Raw genomic sequence first — 20184 nt, 5'->3', positions numbered from 1 at the left:
CCATTTCGGTAAAAACTGGTCGAGGTACGCCAACCAAGCGTTTAAATTCAGAATCTGAAAAACGGTTTAAGTTCTGATATCTCATGAAACTTAGATTGAGGTGGTTTTTACTTTCGCAAGAGATCTAGTCTCATTCATTATTATTTTCCAAGTTATCAGCAGTCAATAAAATGGCTAAAATTATTAAAAAATCAGTAGGATTTATTATGTCAAACTCAAATATTGTTAAAGGTACGGTTAAGTGGTTCAATGAAACTAAAGGTTTTGGTTTTATTCAACAAGAATCTGGCCCAGACGTTTTTGCTCACTTCAGTGAAATTGCCAGTTCAGGTTTTAAAACCTTATTTGAAGGTCAACAAGTTGAATTCAGCATCGCTCAAGGTCAAAAAGGACCAAACGCAGTTAATATTACTGCGGTCTAAGTAATTAGATGAATTAAAAAAGTACGTCGCTGTACTTTTTTAATTCAAAAGTTGTTAATCATATTCTTCGAAAAAATCACAAAAATAGGATACACATTGTTAAAAAATAATGAATTAGTGGCAAAATCTTCAAATGGTACTGAAATTATTGTCTCGTTAATCCCTTTAAATAAAATGCAAAATACACGTGAAGGGTTTAAAACGATCGAAGTTGGTAAAAAAGTACGTCTAGAATCTGGCGTTGAAGTAGATTTAAATTTAGATAGTCGTACATTTTATATCTCCATGAATCAATTATTTAAGTTAAATCACAAAGTGATTTAACTAAAAATTTATGAATAATGAAGCCATGTAATTGTTTCTCTTTCGTGCTGTTATTAAAGGTATATGTAAATGCTTAAACAAAATCTAAATATAAAAGATCAATTCGGAATCAAATATTCTATTCAGGCCACAGTTAATCACCATTTTGACGCTAGCCAGTCTTACTCCCATATCAAATATATAACCGTGGATGGTGAAGATATTCGACCTAGCTTTGATATGTTTTTCCAAAGTTCTTCAAGTGGAAAAATTTTCAAGATTATCTAAATTATTCCCAACCTATTCAGGACGGCATCTGTTTATAGAGGTCTGTAAAATACAGCACATTCACATGGTCGAACCGATGATACCACACTAAAAAACTATGCAGCACCATCATTGCCAAGCTCTTTATTTCAGTCTATAGAGTGAAAACGGGCAAAGTCCGTGGCAAGTGCTGAGAGTTCCTTTTCTAGATTTCCGTTCTTATTTCAGCCTGAAATTATCATCTAAATATTCAAACATTTCTCTTTTTAAATTTCAAAGCCATTCTTTACTGTCATCTGCAACAGGCGTTTCATGCATCACGTGCTGAATCATGGCATAAGCGATACTACCCTTGAACGGAATTTCGGGTAACTGATCATACTTGAAAAATTGCGCGTCGCTGAGTTCATCTTCCTGAATCTGAATCTCACCCGAGTGATACTCTGCCCTGAAAGCCATCATCAGGTGGCTGGGAAAAGGCCACGGCTGGCTGGCCAGATATTGAATATTTTTGATTTGTAGCCCCACTTCTTCCAGCGTTTCGCGGCGTACTGCCTCTTCCAGAGTTTCTCCAACTTCAACAAAGCCTGCAATCAGGCTGTACATCTGGGTTTTATTGCGGGCATTTCTTGCCAGCAAAATTTCATCTGCACCTCGAGTAATGATGGTAATCACACAAGGATTTACCCGCGGATACTGGTTATAGCAACAGGATGGACAGACCATGGCATACTGGCTGGTATGCTGCTGGGTGGCGTGACCGCATTTACTGCAAAAGCGGTGGTTACGGCGCCATTCCAGTAACTGTACCGCACGGCTGGCCTGTTCAAACTGCGGTATGCTCCAGACTTGCACCAGTTGCCGGATCGGAACCAGCTGATAACCTTCCGGTATCGGTTCGTCTTCTTTCAGGTCACGAGCAATGATCGCGCCATTTTCCAACAGGTTCAGGTCATGCTGCAGTCGTTCTACATGCGGCAACTGGAAATGCTCATCCACCAGTAATTGTTGCTGTCTAAAAATATACGCTTTTGAATGTATGCTCATGACAATTCCTTGATTAAAAAAAATCCCACACAGAGGATGTATGGGACAAAACTAAGGAAGCTTACATGGAGTAACTTCTAGCCAGATACTAGGCGAAAGCTGCCTGAATTACAAACACAATAATTTGTATCTTTTTGATTAAAATCACATAATTTTCACACCGACTATGCATTAAACAATCATTAAATTCGAGTATTGTAAAATGGTTTGAAATTTTTATAGATAAATACAGCTTTGCTCAAGTGATGATGATTTCTGTGCAATGGTTGATCCGCATCTGACACAGTCTCTTTGGGATGATCTGTATTTTCACAAAAAATTGAGCTGCCTACATTTACACTGTTCTAGTGTTTATAAACTTTGAGATTGGTATGCGTTTCGGTTTAATTCTGGGAGACCAGCTTCATCATCAGCTAGCTACGCTCAAAGTACTGGATCGCACTCAGGATGTAATTCTGATGGCCGAAGTGGTTGAGGAAGCCACTTATGTCGCCCATCATCCGCAGAAAATTGCGCTGATTTTTAGTGCGATGCGTCACTTTGCCAAGGCGCTTAAAGCTGATGGTTGGCGTGTACGGTATCATGCTTTTGAATCTGATAGTCCTATTCGTAGCCTGCTGGATTTTGTGCAGTCACAACAACAACTGCTCCCCGTAACAGGACTGGTAATTACACACTGTGGAGAATACCGCCTACAGCAGCAGATTCAACAGCACTGGAGCCCACGGCTACAACTGCCCGTACAGTGCCTGAATGAGGACCGTTTTTTCTGTAGTCTGGAGCAGTTCCGCCACTTTGCCAGTCGCTACCAAACACTGCGTATGGAATATTTTTACCGAGAAATGCGCAAGCAGACTGGTTACTTGATGCAGAGACAGCAGCCCATAGGGCAACAGTGGAACTATGACAGCGCCAATCGCAAGGCTTGGTTGGGCAGTCCGCCCTTGCCCCCGCAACTTAATTTTGAACGAGATCAGATTGATTTAGATGTGCTTGCACTGGTTAAACGTGAGTTTTGCCAGCATTCTGGAAGTCTTGCCAATTTCCGTTGGGCCACCACACGCAGTAATGCCAAGCGTGTTCTGGAACATTTTATTGCCTATAGTTTGCCTTATTTTGGTGATTATCAGGATGCTATGGCACAGGGTACAGACACGCTGTTTCACAGCCTGCTCTCACCTTATTTAAACTGTGGCCTACTATTGCCCAAAGAAGTCTGTGATGCGGCAGAAGCTGCCTACCATGCCGGTCATGTACCACTGAATGCAGTTGAAGGTTTTATCCGGCAGATTCTGGGTTGGCGCGAATATGTACGAGGCATTTACTGGCTATACATGCCGGAATATGCCAACCGCAATGCACTGCAGCATTCGTCACCGCTGCCACAATTTTACTGGACTGGTCATACCCAGATGAACTGTATGGCGGAATGTTTTCGCAATACTTTCCAAAATGCCTATGCGCATCACATCCAGCGTTTGATGATTACTGGCAACTTTGCCCTGTTAAGTGCTGTAGACCCGCAGCAGATCAGTGAATGGTATCTGGCGGTATATGCAGATGCCTATGAATGGGTAGAACTACCGAACACGCTGGGCATGGTAATGCACGCTGATGGTGGGTTAATGGCCAGCAAACCCTACGCCGCTTCGGGCAATTACATTAATAAAATGTCAGATTACTGCAAGCACTGTACCTACAATGTCAAAACCCGTACCGAGCCGGACAGCTGTCCATTTAACAGTCTATACTGGTTTTTTATGATTCGGCATGAAGCGATATTTCGTACTCATCCACGTATGGGCATGATCTATCGACAACTCGATAAACTTCAAGATCGGCAGCAGATTATCACCCATGCGCAGCAGCTCCTTAGTCGGATTGATGAGTTATAAAATGAAAAAACATCATCTTCCTAAAAAAATCTGTATTCACTGCTTACGCCCATTTAACTGGCGTAAGAAATGGCAACGTTGCTGGGAAGAAGTCAGATACTGTTCTGAACGATGTAAACGTGAGTCCAGACGGTGTACAAAGTCAAGCGCTTAGAAACGTTTATACTGCCTTGAACAATAAGCCCGAATTACATCAGGTGATCGCAGCTGCAAATGCTTGGTTTTTCGACCGGTAACCCGTTCACGCCACATTTTAAAACTAGATACTTTCAAGTTTTTTCGCATCAAACGAATCACAGTCGCTTCATTTAAACCATACTCACGTTGGATAGCTTCAAAAGGAGTTCGATCTTCCCAGGCCATTTCGATAATTCTTGATAAATCTTGTTCAGCAAATTGATTCACGCCATTCTCATTTTTAATCAAATAATAGTAAAAGCTAATTTTTGGCCTTTAAGCCTCATCACATCCCTTGTACAACTTGAATCTATTCTGATTCGGTGAAGAGTATAAAAATATGGGCATGAATTTTTTGTGATTCTTTCTAACGTTTACTAATTATAAGCAATTAAAAGGGCTAGTTTTACCAGCCCTTTAGATTATCAATTACCTCGGTAGGTCGAGTATCCATAAGGGCTTAATAATAAGGGAATGTGGTAGTGACTGACACTGCCATCAACTTTGAAAATAACGGGGACTTCTGGGAAAAAAGTGCTCTGATTATTCTTTTTGAACCAGTCACCAGTTTTGAACGTGACCTTATAAATCCCTTGCGCTAACGGCTGATTTTCAGGAAAAAGTGCTGTAATACGACCATTCGACCCTGTAACTTGCTGATTCAGCTGCACCCATTTATTGCCAGAACTCTTTTCGAGCACTACTTCAACATCAGCAGAAGGTAAGCCATTTTCTAGATTTAACACATGCACACTTAATGGGTTATTTTGTGCAAACGTCATTGATGTTAATAACAGTGTTGAGAGTGGTAAAAACTTCTTAAACATAATGGAATCCTTAACGATTAAAACTATACTGAATGGCTGCCTCAGCACAATACTGATCATTTTTGGCGCCTCCTGCACCCGCAACCCCAATTGCACCGACCACCTGATTTTCATAACGCACTGGTAAACCACCTCCTAACAACAGCAAATTAGATAAAGTGGTTAAATTTTTTGCATCACTGTTTTCATGAGCATTTTGACTTAACAGCAAGATCGCTGTTTTGGTCGATAAAGCGGTATAAGCTTTCTTTTCGGCTGCGCCCAAATTATGGGGGCCGACATTTTCATGCCTACTCGCCATCAAGGTATTTCCTCCCCGATCAACCACGACCACAGCAATATTGTGCTGTATTTTTTGACAAGCAGCCACTGCGGCATCAACAAGGATGTGTGCAGCGTTGGAATCGAGTGAATAAACTTGATTCAATTGAATGGTTTGTGCAAAAGTACTGCTACTCATCAGCATTAATGTTAAAACAAACCCTTTGAGGTTGTTCATCATGATTGCCCCGAATTAAGTTTTACAAAATCTTATACAACCTGAATGATTTGAAGCATGACAATCACATTACAAAGTTGTCATCTTCAAAATGAGTCTGAGCAAAATGTGTATTCTAATTATCGAAGATGAAGTGAAGATCGCCTCATATCTCGTGAAGGGCTTAAATGAATCTGGCTATGCCGCTGAATGTGTTCATTCAGGGCTCGAAGGCTTGGAAAAACTAAAAATACAACCTTATACCTTGGTCATATTAGATGTGATGCTACCCGATATTGATGGCTGGGCAGTCTTAAAAGTATTGCGTCAATTTTCCCATATACCCGTGATTTTTCTCACTGCCAAAGACCAGATTATTGATAGGGTCAAAGGTCTGGAACTAGGTGCCGATGACTATCTGGCCAAACCTTTTTCTTATATTGAATTACTTGCGCGCATTAAAAGCTTACTGAGACGGCAACAGTATGTTCAGGAAAACGAGCTATGGATGGGCAACTTAAAAATGGACTTAATCCATCATAAAGTTTGGCGACATGAGCAGTTAATTGAACTCAGTAAAAAAGAATTTAATTTATTGCACTTTATGCTGCGGCACCCAAATGAAATTATTACGCGTAGGCAAATTGCTTCCGAAGTTTGGCATATCAATTTTGATACCGATACGAATTTTATTGATGTCGCGGTACGACGCTTACGCAGTAAAATTGACGAGGAGCATGAGATAAAATTAATTCATACTGTCCGTGGCTTGGGCTATAAAATTTCGGTTGAAGCATAATGTTCAAGCCCATTCGCTCTTTAGAACTCCGATTAACGCTCTTGGTTACAGGGTGTGCTGCAATGGTCTTGTGCGCTGTAGCATTTATGACCTATCTGGGTATCAACCAGATTTTAATTGCTCAGCAAGATCGGGCTTTGGTTGAACGAATTGAGCGACTGGAAATTTTGCTGCAAGACAGTAGTAATATTGAACAGATTATCGCTCGCCCGAAGCTGTATCAAAACATGTTGGGAAATCAGGATAATTTGTTTTTATTGATTCAGGGCAATCAGATTCTCATCAACATCAATCCTCTTGGCATTCCTCTGCCTGAATTTACCCATCAGCCACAGATTCAATTCCGAGATTTATCAGCTCATACTTACCCCACCCGTATTGCTTGGAAAACCATTCAAATCAATCAGCAGCCCTATGTGTTAATTGCAGGCAAACAGTGGTCTGAACGTTTATCCATCATCTCGCCTTTTCAAAAACGTCTTTTCATTTATGTATTTACAGGCATCTTAGCCATTTTCATACTCTGTGCCATTGCTAGCCGTCTGGGATTGAACGCATTAAGAACTCTGCGAGAACAAACCCATGCCATTAATATTCAGCAACTTGAGCAGCGACTCAATCTGGTTCATCCCCCTCAAGAGATTGAACAACTAGCATCCGATATCAACGCCATGCTTGACCGTATTGAAATGGGATATAGCCAACTGAATCGCTTCTCTGAAGACATTGCCCATGAATTTAGAACCCCATTGAATAATTTAATCGGGCAAACCGAAATTTTACTCATGAATGAACGTAGTCCCGCACAGTATCAGGAACTCTTGATTTCCAACTTGGAGGACTATCAACGTTTAAAACGAATGATTGACAGCATGTTATTTCTCGCCCGCGCAGATGCACACAAAGTTTGCTTAAACAAACAGAAGATTCAACTTCAATCATTTATAGAAAATATATTCAGTATTTTCGAGTATCAAGCTGAAGAACAACACTGCAATTTTGTTTTAAGGCTTGAAGCGACTGAGCTATTGGCAGATCCTGAACTGTTACAACAAGCGCTGTATAATCTAATATTAAATGCGCTCATTCACGGCAGCAATTACCGAACTATTTATGTGCTTAGCCACAGAAAGAACATTAATAATATGCAGATGATTACATTATCTGTGATCACCAGTGGTTTGGAAGTTGCTCCTGAGCATTTGCCTCATCTCTTTGAGCGTTTTTATCAGTGCAGTTCCAGCAGACAAAGCCCTCATCAAACGGGTGGTTTAGGCCTATCGATTGTGGCATCCATTTTAACGCTTCATCAGGGAATGTATCAGGCAGTCAATAGCGCAGAAGGCATCTGCTTTGAACTGCTGTTCCCAGAAGAGTAACCCACATTCGCACTCATTTCATCTCGTGTTTGGAATCACTCTGAATTCTCCCATCCACCAGATTAATGGTTCTATCACAGGTTGCCGACAATCTAGGATCATGAGTCACCAAAAGGACTGCACAGTCATGTTCGCGATGTACTTTACGAAATAATTCAAACATTTCCGCAGCAGTTTGAGTATCCAGATTACCTGTCGGCTCATCGGCCAACAATAGCGCAGGCTGAGTAATCAGTGCACGTGCAATCGCCACACGCTGCTGCTGCCCCCCAGAAAGCTCATTCGGTTTACGGTCAGCGAACTTATCTAAGCCAACGGCGGTCAATAATTCATGGGCATATTGCAACGCAAATTGATCTGGCTTGCCTTGCTTCAGCATTAATGGCATGAGTACATTATTTAAGGCAGTAAAGGCCTGTATAAGATGATGGAACTGAAACACAAAACCTATACTATTGCCACGTAACGCTGTCCGAGCCGTATCATCCATACGGCTTGTCGCCTGACCCAACAAGTACAACTCACCACGACTAGGCTGATCTAATAAGCCAAGAATATTCAGTAAAGTACTTTTGCCTGAACCAGAAGGACCAATTAATGCAGCAAAGTCATTACGTTGAATACACAGATCAATCCCATGTAATACCTCCACTTCATTAGGTTGCCCAACATTGTAGGACTTTCGTAATGCTTCTAAACGCAGTACTTCCTGAGATGGATCAAACATGACGAATTGCCTCCACAGGATCGAGTGCAGCCGCCCGACGGGATGGTATTGCAGCAGCCAAAACCCCTGTCAAAGTCGCTAAGAATAATGCCGACAAGATAAGCTTGATTGAAATCGAAATATAAAACAAACCAGGACCAAACTGATTAAATCCCCAGATCAAACCATAGCTGACTACACTACCAAGCATGGAACCAAGCAGACCAAAAATTGCTCCCTGAAATAAGAAAACTCTTAAAATTTGCGCTTGTGTCGCCCCAGTCGCACGTAAAATACCGATTTCCCGAGTCCGTTGCACCACACTCACCGACATCACACTGGCAATACCAAAAGCGACTGAAATCCCCACAAAAACAATAATCATGTTGGTCGAAAGGCTCTGAGCGGTAATCGCATTCATTAATTGAGCATTGGTTTCAATCCAGCTTTCTGCTTTTAATCCTGTCAGGCGTCCGACTTGCGAGGCAATTTGATCCGCCTTAAAAATATCCTGAATCGTCAGATCAATCACGGTCACCCCACCCGGCAAATTAAGTAAAGATTGCGCCTGTTTCAAATCCAGATAAACATAGCGCGCATCCAATTCACGCACGCCCAGTTCAAATATTCCAGAGATATTCACCACCGCATTTTTCTGTTGCCCAGTATCTAACCTTAATTTGCTCCCGACTTGCACACCCAAATCTTTGGCCAATTGACGCCCAATTAATACATTATCTGCACTGACCCGTAATTCACCACTCACCATATATTGCTTTAACGGAATAATCTGTTGATAACGTTCAAGATTGATACCAACTAAAGCAACCGATTGAATCGCATCTCCGCGCTGTACAAATGCAGGACCAGAGACCACAGGAGAAACCGCCGTCAACACTGGCAACTGATCTAAAGTCTCAGTAATCTGCTGCCAATTATTAATAGAGCGTAAGCGTTGCGCACGCTGATCTTCTTGTAACAACTGAAGTGTTCCTGCTGCTGGTGGCACAATGTGATTCACCTCATCTGGTGAAAGCAAACGAATATGCGCCTGCGTCCCTAAAGTCCTTTCTACAATATTCGATTGTAAGCCCTGAATTAAGGCGCTAATGAACACAATGACCGCTACCCCCACCGCGACGCCAATGGTAATCATAATCGACTGTGTGCGACCCTCTCGCAAAAAACTGATTGCGATGGTCCACTCTGCCCAAAGTCGCCCAAAAAAGTTTTTCAATCGAATTTCACCGGTAATTCATTTTTGCTATTTGTCGGATCCGTTTGATTCTGCAAGACACGTTTAGTTTGCTCTATTCGGACACGAGTTCCATCTTTAAGCACTGATTCTGCATCGGTAAGGACGTGATCACCTTCTTTCAATCCAGCTACAACTTCCGACATGACCAAACCACGTAAACCCAGTGTGATAGGATGACGTTGAATTTTTCTATCTCTTACTAAAATAACCATAGCCTTGTTGCCACTTATACTGCTTAAAGCATCATTTGGAATGACCATGGTTCGCTCGCGCTGGTTGGTTTCAACATTTACCGATACCGTCATGTCTTGACGCAAAAAATCTGGGACTGGATCAACTGTTAGTCGGACGTCTATTGTGCCACGTTGAGCATCAATACTTGGGGCAATAAAATTAATATGGGCAGGAAAAGGTTGATCTGGATAGGCATCCGTAATCACTGATGCTTTTTGTTGTAAAGCCAGCAGTGGTAAATTTCGCTCATCAAATGGCACTCGTATTTCAGTCGCGCCATCCAGTGCAATAGTGAAGAGAGTCTGACTCGGTTGTACCAAATCCCCTGGCTCAACATTACGGGTTAAAATAATACCTGAAACTTCTGCGCGAATTTTGGTCTTGGCGAGTTGCGCTTGTAGTGCAGCAAGTCGTTCGCGTAATTTTGTCTCTTCAACTTTATTTGGGGCAAGTGAAGCAACTTTTAATCGAGCTGATTCCAAATTATTACGGGCGAGTCTTTCTGCCTCTATCGATTTCTCCCTTTCCTCTGCTGATAATATTCCTGATTCGGTATTTCGTCTGCGTAACGCCTCTCTTTGAGCCTGTTCTAATTGTACTTTGGCATTCGCTAAATCAACTTCTGCTTGCGGGCGTCTAGTGGTTTCGAGTTCTTTTAATTCAGCTTCTGCCTGCCGCACTTGCGCTGAAATTTCATCAGATTTCAGTACTAAAAGAATATCCCCTCGAGAGACCCGATCTCCCTCTTGAACCAAGCGCTCAAGAACAACCCCTGTAATTTCACTACCAATCTGAGTCCGAGATACTTTTTCTACCCGTCCTGAAGCAACAACTGTCTGAATCAATGGACTAGATACGACTTCATAACTAGGTAACAATGGTCCTTGCCACCAGCGATATATAGCAAAACTGACGAGCAAAACCAGTAGTATGATCATGATCCAAGGCTTATAACGGGTAACAAGCAATTCCATTCTCCAAGCCAGATTAAAGAAAAGTTTTTGAATTGAATAATTAATGTCTAGTTAAATATATATGAAAATTTAGTTACAACACACCAAATTAAAAAAGCACACCATTTTTATTAAATTATTTTCTCTTACTGTTATAGTTTTTTCATAATTTTGATTAAAAAAACAAACAAGAAATAAACCTATATTTCTATATATTTCATAATTTTATATAAAATAATAACACGTTTTAGACTTTAACATTCCAGCTATCAATAACGTAATACATAGCCATATTTAGTAAAGTAGCTGTGATGGCGTCAATTGAACTCAAAACCTAAACTATTAATTTAAATAAACTTTTATTATATTTAAAATTTTGTGTACCCATTATTTACCCAAATTCGATTTAGTGCATTGAATACTAAAACTAATTTTGTTCAAAGTCCGTTTTTAGGATTTGAACTTGGGTACTGATTTTAACACGTGTGAATTGAATATAAAATGATATGTTATATCATTACTTTTATATGTTTCTTTTTTTTCATGTATCATTCAATAGTACAATTCTAGGGATAAGGTTATGTTTGAAAATATTGATGCTTTAAAAACAAAATTAGATCAGCATCGCCCTCTTTCCCCTACAATTGTAAAAAATCTACAAGAAGATCTTATTGTTCGTTGGACATATCATTCAAATGCAATCGAAGGCAATACATTGACATTGCTAGAGACTAAAGTCGTTTTGGAAGGCATTACCGTTGGTGGAAAAGCATTACGAGAGCATTTTGAAGCAATCAACCATAGAAATGCTATCTACTATGTCGAAGACATTATTCGAAAAGAAGAACCTTTTTCTGAATGGCAAATTCGAAATATCCATCAGCTCATTCTAAAGAATATCGATGATGACAATGCAGGACGTTATCGCCATCAAAACGTATTGATTTCTGGTGCTACGACTACTCCACCCGACTATACATTACTAAATGATAAGATGGCTCAGCTCGTTGATTGGTATAAATCGGAAGCACATAAGCTTCATCCTATTGAACGTGCTGCTAAAGTACATGCGGATTTTGTAGGTATTCATCCTTTTATTGATGGGAATTGGCGTACATCACGACTTTTGATGAATCTAGAACTATTAAAAGCAGGCTATCCACCTTGTGTGATTAAGGTTGAAAATCGCTTAGCTTATTATAAAGCTCTCGATCAATGGATGGCTTCTGGAAAAACTGAAGCATTTATCCAATTAGTTTCTGAGGCTGTGCTTGATGGATTTAAACCATATCAAGTTGTATTGGGGATTTAAGAATAATATTCGCCATAAATGTTGAGATAGCAATTTAATGATAAATATTAAACTTATAGTTTATTACAAATACTCTCATTAATCTTAATAAAATCAATCCATTCAATTTGATCTGATAGATAGGTTCTATAGTAATCTTCAATGCGACAAACAATGGGTCTATTTTCATAGATGTTACATAAATTAGTTTGCTCATTCAAATAACGACATACTGAATCCCCTCGATCTAAAAATTGCGTCTGGAGACTTAGATTAACCTTGCGGCAACACTTGCCGCAAGCTGTACAAGGAAACTTTATCTCTTGCTGTTTAGTCATTTGATCAAGATAACTCTTGTTGAAGATTTAATAGCTGGTCTAAAATTTTACGATTCGCTTGATCTTGCGCTCCGAACTCTAAACTGATTTGCTTAACGTCATTAATGATTTGAGTAAAAAAATCATCGATAACTGAATAGATTGCGATGGCTAAACTAGTCGCAAACTGATCCGAAATTTGTAGTGCCGAATCTTCAATTTGCTGATCTCTACGTTCTCTTGCCTTTTGTTCAATTTCCTGATGGCGTTTAAGTTGTTCTGTCTCAGGGTCGTCACTGAATATATCATGCAAAGCTAACCCAATCGTCACTGCTGCCCCTGCAATAGGTACCGCCTTGCCAACTATTTGCCCAGCCCATTTTTCAATAGTTTTTTGTCCTACACCTTTCATCAAATTAGGTAAATACTGCTTCACCAAATTAAGCCCAGCAACGACATGCTCTGTCTTAATATTTTTACTCATAGATGCTGCAAATTGCCCTAATTGTTCTTTACTAATGTTAATCCCTTGATCATTCTCAGAGGCAGTATGTACATAAGTTTCTTGACTAAATGGATCAACTTGCACCTTCTTAAGATCATTAGGCAATCCATCTAGACAAAACGCAGGTATATTTGCTTGTAACTGCTCAATCTCATCCTGAATCTTTATGCTAGATGAGGTTAAGCAATCATTTAATTCAGTTTCAATTAATTTAGATTTATCTAGTATCCAGTTTTCAATATTATTTTCTATATTTTCCACATCATTATAAATCCATGATTTTATATTTTCATATAACTCTTTTTTATTTCCATCAATACGTTTTATCAAAACTTGTCGAGTATCTAATTTATCTTTAGATAAACCAGCAACAAGCTGATCATATTGCTTCACAATCTCATCTTTAGATTGCGCTTCAATTCCATTGATATTCTCTGTCAAAAATAAATTTAAATTATTTTCTAGTCGAGTATAAATATCTTCTTGAGAAATTCCTTCAATGAATTTATCTAATTGTTTCTCAAATTCAAAATACCCACTCATCTCTACCAATTTTTCTTTATCTTTTAATTTCCCCATCAATGCCATTTGAGCATTGATTTTAATAATTGGAATATCTTTCAAAATATTTTTTAAATGGCGTTCATCGGCTAATTCTTGTAGTCTTGCACGTGTTTGGTTTTTAAGTTGAATAAAATCTGTTTCGTTAAGCTGATTTTTTTCATTAAATACCAGAAAAACCTTTTTTCTATTTTCGAAGAGATCCATTAAAGTCGCTAAGGTTTTGGCTTCTTCCACTACACCTAAAGGATTCACCACAAAAATTACTGCATCAGCCTTCTCTAGTTGCTCTTTCGTCACATTTTCATGTTCTTTCGGCGCATCAATTCCTGGGGTATCCAAAATCATATAATTTCGACATGGATATTCCGTGACTTTGTCTGTTAATGGAATATCGCCCGTGGCTGCGACTTCTTTCCCAACTAAGGCATTAATCAACGTGCTTTTTCCTGCATTATAAACCCCATACACCATAATATTGGCATCGGGTTTATTTCTCTTATCCTCAAACATATTTTGAACTGTAGCAAAACTTTGTTGCATATAAGTATGCTCAGCCACCAACACTTTGCTCTGTTCATATGTTGCAAACAATTGCTTAATCTGAATATTCATTTTGGTGTTCATTATCCATTCAATTTAGTTTCGGTATCTAAAATCATGCTATTTAATTGCTTTTGAAAACTATTTATTTCATTTTTTAATTGCGTTACTAAATGCTCAGCACTATTTAATGCCATTTCCAGTAAGGTTTTCTGAAATTCAGTCATTTGTACTTGAATTGAATTTTGTAATCGTTCATCAAACTGCTTTTGAATGTGTATTAAATTATCTCCAACATTTAAAGTAATCTCACGATAATTTACACTGGCATCATCACCTGTCTTACTACCCAACCAACCTCCGACAGTAGAACCAATTCCCATCCCTGCCGCAACTCCTGCAGGCCCTCCCAAAAGACCAATCCCCCCACCAATAGCAGTACCAACCAAAGCACCAAATCCACCATTACGCCTACGTGTCCCAGAAGTTACACTATCTGCAACCTGTTCCGTACGTTGCTCAATTTTAAATTCCGGTAAATCCAATAAAGCATTATGCTTTATAACACTCATTAACTGACTTCCGAACTCATTCATCACTTGTTGTAAAATCGTTTGTTGCGCCGTAATCATGGCTTGATTTTGCTGCTGTGCCAAAATATCCGCTATTTTCTTAATTGCCTGCTTCATTTGTATCGGATCATCACGATATTGAGTCAATCTTTCAAATTCATCATCCACCATTTGGCTAAACTGTTGCTGAATCAAACGTTTTTGTTCATTAATTTGAATTGGAATACTTTTTTGTATTCTTTCAATTGGCTGCTGGAAATCCACAATAAGTTGCGCATAGTTTTCCAAATCATTCACAAAATCAGTCAAAAAGTTTTTAAAATTCAATATTGGGGTTTGATGTTTCAATTTCACCCCATCTTCTCTCGCAATTTTCCCAAGCGTTGCAAACAACTGTCCCATGCCGCTATCAGCAAAATTATCAACCTGACCTTCGTGCTCTTGCGCATAACGTGCAGAGAAAGATAAAATTTCAATATTATTCGTTTTTCCTGCCAACTCTGGAATTTCCTCCAATGCTGAACGAATATATTTTTGTTGATCTAAACGACGTTGTCGATCTTTCATAACGATAGTAGAAATCATTTCATCTTTTTCGTCATCCCAATCATGTGCAACATCATCACTTCCAGTTAAAAGTAAGATAATCTTCTTATCTGTACGATAAAGGTTTAAAATTTCATTTAAATCACTTTCTCGTCCAGGTGAATCCGATTTCATGGTGTATAAAATTAAATCGGCATGTTCCACATAATCTTTTGCCAAATCACCATTTTCTTGATTAATTGAATGCAATCCAGGTGAGTCAATCCATGTTAATCCATCAAGACTAAAGCCCTGAATCGAACTAGTTGCTTCAGTTGCTCCTACCCGAAATTCTTTTTTTATTTCAGCTTCTTTGGCAACATCACCACCTTTTACTTCTGTTTTTTGACCCGAAAAATAAACAGGCTGTAACTCTTTTTTAATTTTTCTTTTTTGTTGATCTGTTGGATCAGTATGCCCCCAAGCCATATAGTTGCCCAAAGAGCTTTTACCCGACTTTACTTTGCCATACACAAACACCAATAAAGAATCATTAAATCCTGCTCGAAAATGCACCCCTGTATCTTGTGTAGTTATTTTCTTTTGCCAATTTTGATTAGTTTTTTCAAGAATGTTCCTAAATTTTTCAATCTGTTGAAATAATGGATTATTTTTAGAAATATTATGCTCTGATGCTTTTAAATAACCTGCCATATTTTGCTGAAATTGATGACAGTGGCTTTTAAAAACTTGATCTTGTTCTTGGGAAAAATTAAATTTTTGTTGCAACTCTTTAAAAATATTTAAGAGTTCTGGGCGAGAAATTGACAAAACCGCTGAGTCCATAAAATAATCCAAACTTATTTAGGTCAAAAAATGTGTAATTCCTTAACAAAAGGAATTACACATAAAAATTTAAGATAATGCTTTAATTACTGATGTTAATTGGTTCAATTCATCTTGAAGTAAATCCATCTGTTTCAGCGTGCTTTTCATTTGTTCCGTAGGTTTAACATTTATTCCATAAATTTGCTCAAACAAAGAAATATCTTTAATAAACTGATATTTTGCAGTTTTTACCGAACTCGATTCCAGTTGTGAAAAATTAGAACCATTACTCGACAAGGTTAGATTATTGATCTTCGTTCCATGCACTGTCACCAAATTGGGTAATGAGGCAATGATCTCTTGATATATCCGTTGGACACCGTGATCGAACTCTTGTTTAATCGATATTTTTCTTTCATTACGCTCACGTTCTTGACGTTCACGTTCAGCGGCTCGGCGGCGGCGATCTTCATCATCATTATTGTTGTTTGACGGCTTATCATCTTCTGATAATGCCGCAACTACCGCAGCCCCTGCAGCAACCACTGCTGCTCCAATTAACCAAGGTAATGGCATGATTATTCTCCTAAATATTTTTGTACTGTTGAGCTTTTATCTCAACAAATTGTTTTAAACTTTTTAAACTTCTTTGAAATGAAACAAAACCATCCATTAATAATGATCGTTGTGCCTGATGTTCCGCTTCAATCTTAGTTTTTTGTTCAGTCAATTTTTTTAACAATAGTGCTTTCTCTTGATTTAATCGCTCTTGACGAACGACTTGCGTATTCGAGACGATACTATTAATGCATTGCTTTAAATCTTCAATATGACTATGACGGACTAAACCATCTTTATGCTTTTGTATTCCTTGTTGATAAAGTGTATTTGAAATTTGAAAGCACTGTGGTTGAAAACCTAAATATTGCTCACATTGCTCTAATACTCTTTTTTGAATTTGATCAACCTTAGATCGATCTTCCTTATCCACTTTACTCAAAATCAGAATAATATTTTTCTCTGCATATTGACCAAAAGATGTACGAACATCTTTTAAAAATTCAACCTCATTTGCTTCCAATTCACCTTGAAGCTGATGTACAAAAAGCACAACATCGGCCTTTTTAATACCCTTTAGTGCCTCTAAATTATCTGCTGCATTTGCATCTAATCCTGGTGTATCTAAGTAAATATATTGATCCGCTTCATAAGCACAGACTTCTGTAGTCTCACGAAAATCATTGGTTTTAAAAAATTCTTGCTCAATATGCTGAGTCAACATATTTAATAATGAACTTTTACCTGCATTCATCAACCCCCAAGTCACAATCACAGATTTTTCACTTCGCAAAGATTGATTGAGAAAATCTTGACTATATTTCCTTAAATCTTGGCTTTCTTTTAATAAATATGAAGCTGACATTTTATCTCCTAATACGCTACTTATTTAAACCAACTTTTAGGGTGGATTACCCAATTTAATAATGTGACTTCTCCCACGACTTGCATGATGGTTCCACATTTTTTACATCGCGGGAAACCTATAATCACATCACTTTTAGGTGCAAAAATCCCTGTTTTTTTACATTGAGGGCATTGCACGTTCATTGGTTTAGGCTTCCACATTATTATTTTATTCCTTACCGTTCTAAATATTCTTTCAATCCCACTTCTAACTCATTTTGTAAATGCGCTGGACTAATAATCGCCACATGCGGAATCCAAAATCGGATTAATGGCAACAACTGCATGTCATGATTAATTTTAGAAGAAACCAGCAACCCGCCATCATTTAACTCTTTTACTATTTGTTGCTCGGGCAATATCGATCGCTGCTTAAAATAAAATGCAACCGGACTATCAATAGATAAAATAATTTCCTGTTTATCCTGTCCAAACCAGATGCTGTCATCATCTTCTACAAGTTTTTCAATATTCTGATCTGGAATAAATTGTGAATATTCATGTGGAGAGCCCATCAGCCGAATATGGGAAATACGGTAAGTACGCAATTGGTCTTTTCGTACTGCTGCCAAATACCAACTACCATGATGATGGATTAGACGATAAGGCTGAACCAATCGAGGCTCCCCTTTATATACAAAACCAATTTGTCGCTGTTCTTGAATTGCTTTTCCAAGAACTTTAAAGAGTTCTTTAAACTCACTTACATCTTCAAAAGAGTAACCTTTAGCACAATAAATCTGTTGTGCTCGACTATCTAAAAGTTCACGTAGAAAAGACATATCCAATGACGGATACAAATGACTAATTCCTGATAGCTGTGCAAAATTGCGGATATCCTTCGGAGCAATTTTCCCTAAATAATTTAACTCCAGATAATATCTTTTATTTTCAACATCCTGCTGTATCGGCAAATAAGTAGTGAGGCGATCAAAATCTCTCGAAATCGTACGGGTACTTACCCCAAACTCTTCGGCGAGTTCTTTTATACTTAACTGATACCCCATATTTAACTTTGTTAAAATATTGGCCAATCTGTCAGCTAAACGCTCATGAATAGAATCATCACGTTGCATAGATTATCTCTAATTATTCAAAAGTAATACTTGATTTATATTTGAAATATAACACATTAAAAATACAAAAAGTTACACCAATTCACAAAAAAATAAGCTTCATTTTTCTTTAAATAGAGTTTAGTCGATCTAAATAACGCTCCAAATGCAACATGGCTACATAGTACTTTTTCAACTCAAATTTATTTATTTTTCCAAAAAGAAAAGCCCTAAAAATACGCTTTAATGCCTTCATCTTATGCTTATTGGTAAATGTATAAGGACATATTTTCATGTAAATTTCCTTTCAATATTGCTTTTAAACTTGATTTGCTTAAAGTAACTATTCAACTGAAAGATGAAGATAAGGCATGAAAATGACAGGAGATGTCATAAAGTTTATTATATTTCTTAATTTTCTTCTTTTTGAAATCGTTATTAAATAAAGGAGGTGGTGAAAGTTTAACTCACCCTAAATGGCAAATTAAGACAAAAGCTTATTGAGATTTTTATTCAGTTTTGACCCATCTTTTACCCAACAAATTTTTTGACATTCAAGAGTACGCTTACAATCTTTGGCTAGATTTCTCTGATCTAGAAATAAATCTTTTTACGATATTTCAGATATCCAATAGCAAACAACACCAACGTCCCCAATATCAAATACCGATTCACTATTTTCCCACGAATTTTATCGTAAAAATTCACAATGAATTGATCCATAAAAGGCGTCATCTGCGTCACGCTTCTTGTCTCAAAATAATGTCCGAGTTGACCATTAAGCCATGTGATAACAGCGATACAAAATAGAAAAAAGACACAAGGAAGTATCTAGACCTTTGGATAGCGCTCTAGCACTATCAGAAACGTATAGAACTCTTCTTGTATCCAATTCCACATATATCAATCCTCTTTACCGCATAACACCCTGTTGCAGGCTATATTTCCATGACATTCTAAAGGCAGTATCTTTTGAATATTGCTTATACATATCCATATCAATCTTTCTTTGACGTAACATCACTTCATTCATAATCTTGTCAAAAGCCAAATCTTTAGTATGCGGATCAGGGTTATTCAAATACTTACTCTCAAAATCAGCATGTTCTTTTATCTGTTTTAAGATATTCACAAATTTTACTTTTTGCTCTTCAGGCGTTGCAGCCCAACCTCCAAACCAGCGTTCATTAAACGTTTTAATGATTTCATCTAATGGATCTTCTTCAGTTTCACCACCATGAGCACCACGAGGATTCGAATTTGTCGGATCTAGAACTGTCTCTTCAGCATCTAACTCAATTTGCTCATTCAGTTTTTTACGCTGTAATCCATATGAGTTTAAATCAACTGAGTTTAACAACTCATCCAAGGCATCCGCTTCTGGATCTTCAATTTTGAGTTTCGGAATCAAGAACTTTAAGAACCAATATAACTTTTCCCAAGCTGGAACTTCATATGGCAAAATTGAAGCCATCTGTCCATAAATTTTCACGAATTGCTTTGCCTTGATCTTGAAATCAGCTTTATCTTCAGGAGTGAGTTCTAATTCAGCATCAAAACGTGCCACGGCGATATCAATCATCGGGCTTAATTTTTCTGCATCGACTGAATCGAAATACTTCGTAGCGAAATCTTCCACTTCAGTAGATTCTGAACCGTACCGGGTTTGTCGGAGACTCAGTATTCTGAGAGAATGTTCCGATGACCAAATTAAAATATACCCCTGAAATCAGAGAAAGAGCGGTTCAATTATTGATTGAATCTGAAAAAGACTATCC

22 protein-coding genes and 1 pseudogene are annotated in these 20184 nt (G+C 38.1%); 8 read left to right on the top strand and 15 right to left on the bottom strand.

Annotated elements, in window-relative coordinates:
* A pseudogene (locus tag FTT94_RS14390) lies at window positions 1-85 on the bottom strand (IS5/IS1182 family transposase); the annotation flags it as partial.
* 121 nt (window positions 86-206) lie between these two features.
* On the opposite strand from FTT94_RS14390, the gene FTT94_RS14385 reads away from it, so the two are divergent.
* From FTT94_RS14385 to FTT94_RS14375, 3 genes are all read left to right on the top strand, one after another.
* A complete protein-coding gene (locus FTT94_RS14385; protein WP_067670082.1) occupies window positions 207-422 on the top strand; it encodes a cold-shock protein in 216 nt (71 codons plus the stop codon).
* A gap of 96 nt (window positions 423-518) precedes the next feature.
* Entirely contained in the window at window positions 519-746 is a 228-nt protein-coding gene (locus FTT94_RS14380) for a hypothetical protein (protein ID WP_180027291.1), read from the top strand.
* Between the two features lie 69 nt (window positions 747-815).
* Window positions 816-1013, top strand: a complete 198-nt coding sequence (locus FTT94_RS14375; protein ID WP_180027292.1) for a hypothetical protein — start codon at window positions 816-818, stop codon at window positions 1011-1013.
* A gap of 252 nt (window positions 1014-1265) precedes the next feature.
* Here the strand turns inward: FTT94_RS14375 and nudC are convergent, their stop codons facing one another.
* On the bottom strand, window positions 1266-2039 hold the full coding sequence (gene nudC, locus FTT94_RS14370; protein ID WP_180171004.1) for an NAD(+) diphosphatase: 774 nt from the start codon (window positions 2037-2039) through the stop codon (window positions 1266-1268).
* Window positions 2040-2410: 371 nt separating this feature from the next.
* On the opposite strand from nudC, the gene FTT94_RS14365 reads away from it, so the two are divergent.
* Both FTT94_RS14365 and FTT94_RS14360 read left to right on the top strand, forming a co-directional pair.
* Complete coding sequence (locus FTT94_RS14365) at window positions 2411-3934, top strand: cryptochrome/photolyase family protein (protein WP_180171003.1); 1524 nt, start codon at window positions 2411-2413, stop codon at window positions 3932-3934.
* Between the two features lies 1 nt (window position 3935).
* Window positions 3936-4088 carry a DUF2256 domain-containing protein gene (locus FTT94_RS14360; protein ID WP_168379796.1) on the top strand — a complete coding sequence of 51 codons (153 nt, stop codon included), beginning with the start codon at window positions 3936-3938 and terminating at the stop codon, window positions 4086-4088.
* Here the strand turns inward: FTT94_RS14360 and FTT94_RS14355 are convergent.
* The 3 genes from FTT94_RS14355 to FTT94_RS14345 form a co-directional block, all read right to left on the bottom strand.
* A complete protein-coding gene (locus tag FTT94_RS14355; protein ID WP_180022958.1) occupies window positions 4085-4339 on the bottom strand; it encodes a TIGR03643 family protein in 255 nt (84 codons plus the stop codon). The genes FTT94_RS14360 and FTT94_RS14355 overlap by 4 nt on opposite strands.
* Window positions 4340-4536: 197 nt before the next feature.
* Window positions 4537-4938 (bottom strand): hydroxyisourate hydrolase, encoded by a 402-nt coding sequence (gene uraH, locus FTT94_RS14350; protein ID WP_168378003.1) that lies wholly within the window; start codon window positions 4936-4938, stop codon window positions 4537-4539.
* Between the two features lie 10 nt (window positions 4939-4948).
* On the bottom strand, window positions 4949-5437 hold the full coding sequence (locus FTT94_RS14345) for a heme-binding protein (RefSeq protein WP_257231462.1): 489 nt from the start codon (window positions 5435-5437) through the stop codon (window positions 4949-4951).
* Window positions 5438-5543: 106 nt separating this feature from the next.
* Here FTT94_RS14345 and FTT94_RS14340 point away from each other — a divergent pair, with 106 nt between their 5' ends.
* Both FTT94_RS14340 and FTT94_RS14335 read left to right on the top strand, forming a co-directional pair.
* Window positions 5544-6215 carry a heavy metal response regulator transcription factor gene (locus FTT94_RS14340; RefSeq protein WP_168378005.1) on the top strand — a complete coding sequence of 224 codons (672 nt, stop codon included), beginning with the start codon at window positions 5544-5546 and terminating at the stop codon, window positions 6213-6215.
* Window positions 6212-7594: a heavy metal sensor histidine kinase gene (locus FTT94_RS14335; protein WP_180171007.1), complete on the top strand. Its 1383-nt coding sequence runs from the start codon at window positions 6212-6214 to the stop codon at window positions 7592-7594. Before FTT94_RS14340 ends, FTT94_RS14335 begins: the two co-directional genes overlap by 4 nt.
* A gap of 13 nt (window positions 7595-7607) precedes the next feature.
* Here FTT94_RS14335 and FTT94_RS14330 read toward each other — a convergent pair whose 3' ends face one another.
* The 3 genes from FTT94_RS14330 to FTT94_RS14320 are packed head-to-tail and all read right to left on the bottom strand — an operon-like array spanning window position 7608 to window position 10760.
* Window positions 7608-8321, bottom strand: coding sequence for an ABC transporter ATP-binding protein (locus tag FTT94_RS14330; RefSeq protein ID WP_168378006.1), 714 nt, complete (start codon window positions 8319-8321; stop codon window positions 7608-7610).
* Complete coding sequence (locus FTT94_RS14325) at window positions 8314-9537, bottom strand: ABC transporter permease (protein ID WP_180171001.1); 1224 nt, start codon at window positions 9535-9537, stop codon at window positions 8314-8316. The genes FTT94_RS14330 and FTT94_RS14325 overlap by 8 nt, the downstream gene beginning before the upstream one ends.
* Window positions 9534-10760, bottom strand: coding sequence for an efflux RND transporter periplasmic adaptor subunit (locus tag FTT94_RS14320; protein WP_180171006.1), 1227 nt, complete (start codon window positions 10758-10760; stop codon window positions 9534-9536). Before FTT94_RS14320 ends, FTT94_RS14325 begins: the two co-directional genes overlap by 4 nt.
* A 565-nt stretch (window positions 10761-11325) precedes the next feature.
* On the opposite strand from FTT94_RS14320, the gene FTT94_RS14315 reads away from it, so the two are divergent.
* Complete coding sequence (locus tag FTT94_RS14315) at window positions 11326-12057, top strand: Fic family protein (protein ID WP_180171000.1); 732 nt, start codon at window positions 11326-11328, stop codon at window positions 12055-12057.
* A gap of 53 nt (window positions 12058-12110) precedes the next feature.
* Here FTT94_RS14315 and FTT94_RS14310 read toward each other — a convergent pair whose 3' ends face one another.
* The 7 genes from FTT94_RS14310 to FTT94_RS14280 all read right to left on the bottom strand — a co-directional run bounded on the left by FTT94_RS14310 (window position 12111) and on the right by FTT94_RS14280 (window position 20045).
* Window positions 12111-12374 (bottom strand): YkgJ family cysteine cluster protein, encoded by a 264-nt coding sequence (locus FTT94_RS14310; protein ID WP_081402601.1) that lies wholly within the window; start codon window positions 12372-12374, stop codon window positions 12111-12113.
* Window positions 12375-12378: 4 nt separating this feature from the next.
* On the bottom strand, window positions 12379-14034 hold the full coding sequence (locus FTT94_RS14305; protein WP_180170999.1) for a GTPase: 1656 nt from the start codon (window positions 14032-14034) through the stop codon (window positions 12379-12381).
* 11 nt (window positions 14035-14045) lie between these two features.
* Window positions 14046-15905, bottom strand: a complete 1860-nt coding sequence (locus FTT94_RS14300; RefSeq protein ID WP_034675522.1) for a dynamin family protein — start codon at window positions 15903-15905, stop codon at window positions 14046-14048.
* Window positions 15906-15974: 69 nt separating this feature from the next.
* A complete protein-coding gene (locus FTT94_RS14295) occupies window positions 15975-16463 on the bottom strand; it encodes a hypothetical protein (protein WP_034675520.1) in 489 nt (162 codons plus the stop codon).
* A 10-nt stretch (window positions 16464-16473) separates the two neighbouring features.
* Window positions 16474-17310 (bottom strand): GTPase, encoded by an 837-nt coding sequence (locus tag FTT94_RS14290; protein WP_180170998.1) that lies wholly within the window; start codon window positions 17308-17310, stop codon window positions 16474-16476.
* A gap of 217 nt (window positions 17311-17527) precedes the next feature.
* A complete protein-coding gene (locus FTT94_RS14285; RefSeq protein ID WP_180022973.1) occupies window positions 17528-18427 on the bottom strand; it encodes a YafY family protein in 900 nt (299 codons plus the stop codon).
* A gap of 892 nt (window positions 18428-19319) precedes the next feature.
* Window positions 19320-20045: a type I restriction endonuclease subunit R gene (locus tag FTT94_RS14280; RefSeq protein ID WP_257231459.1), complete on the bottom strand. Its 726-nt coding sequence runs from the start codon at window positions 20043-20045 to the stop codon at window positions 19320-19322.
* Window positions 20046-20184: the final 139 nt, after the last annotated feature.

The organism is Acinetobacter sp. YH12027 (assembly GCF_013420085.1).
Taxonomy (GTDB): domain Bacteria; phylum Pseudomonadota; class Gammaproteobacteria; order Pseudomonadales; family Moraxellaceae; genus Acinetobacter; species Acinetobacter amyesii.
The sequence above is the reverse complement of the archived record's forward strand: the minus strand, read 5'-3'. Positions and strand labels throughout refer to the sequence as shown.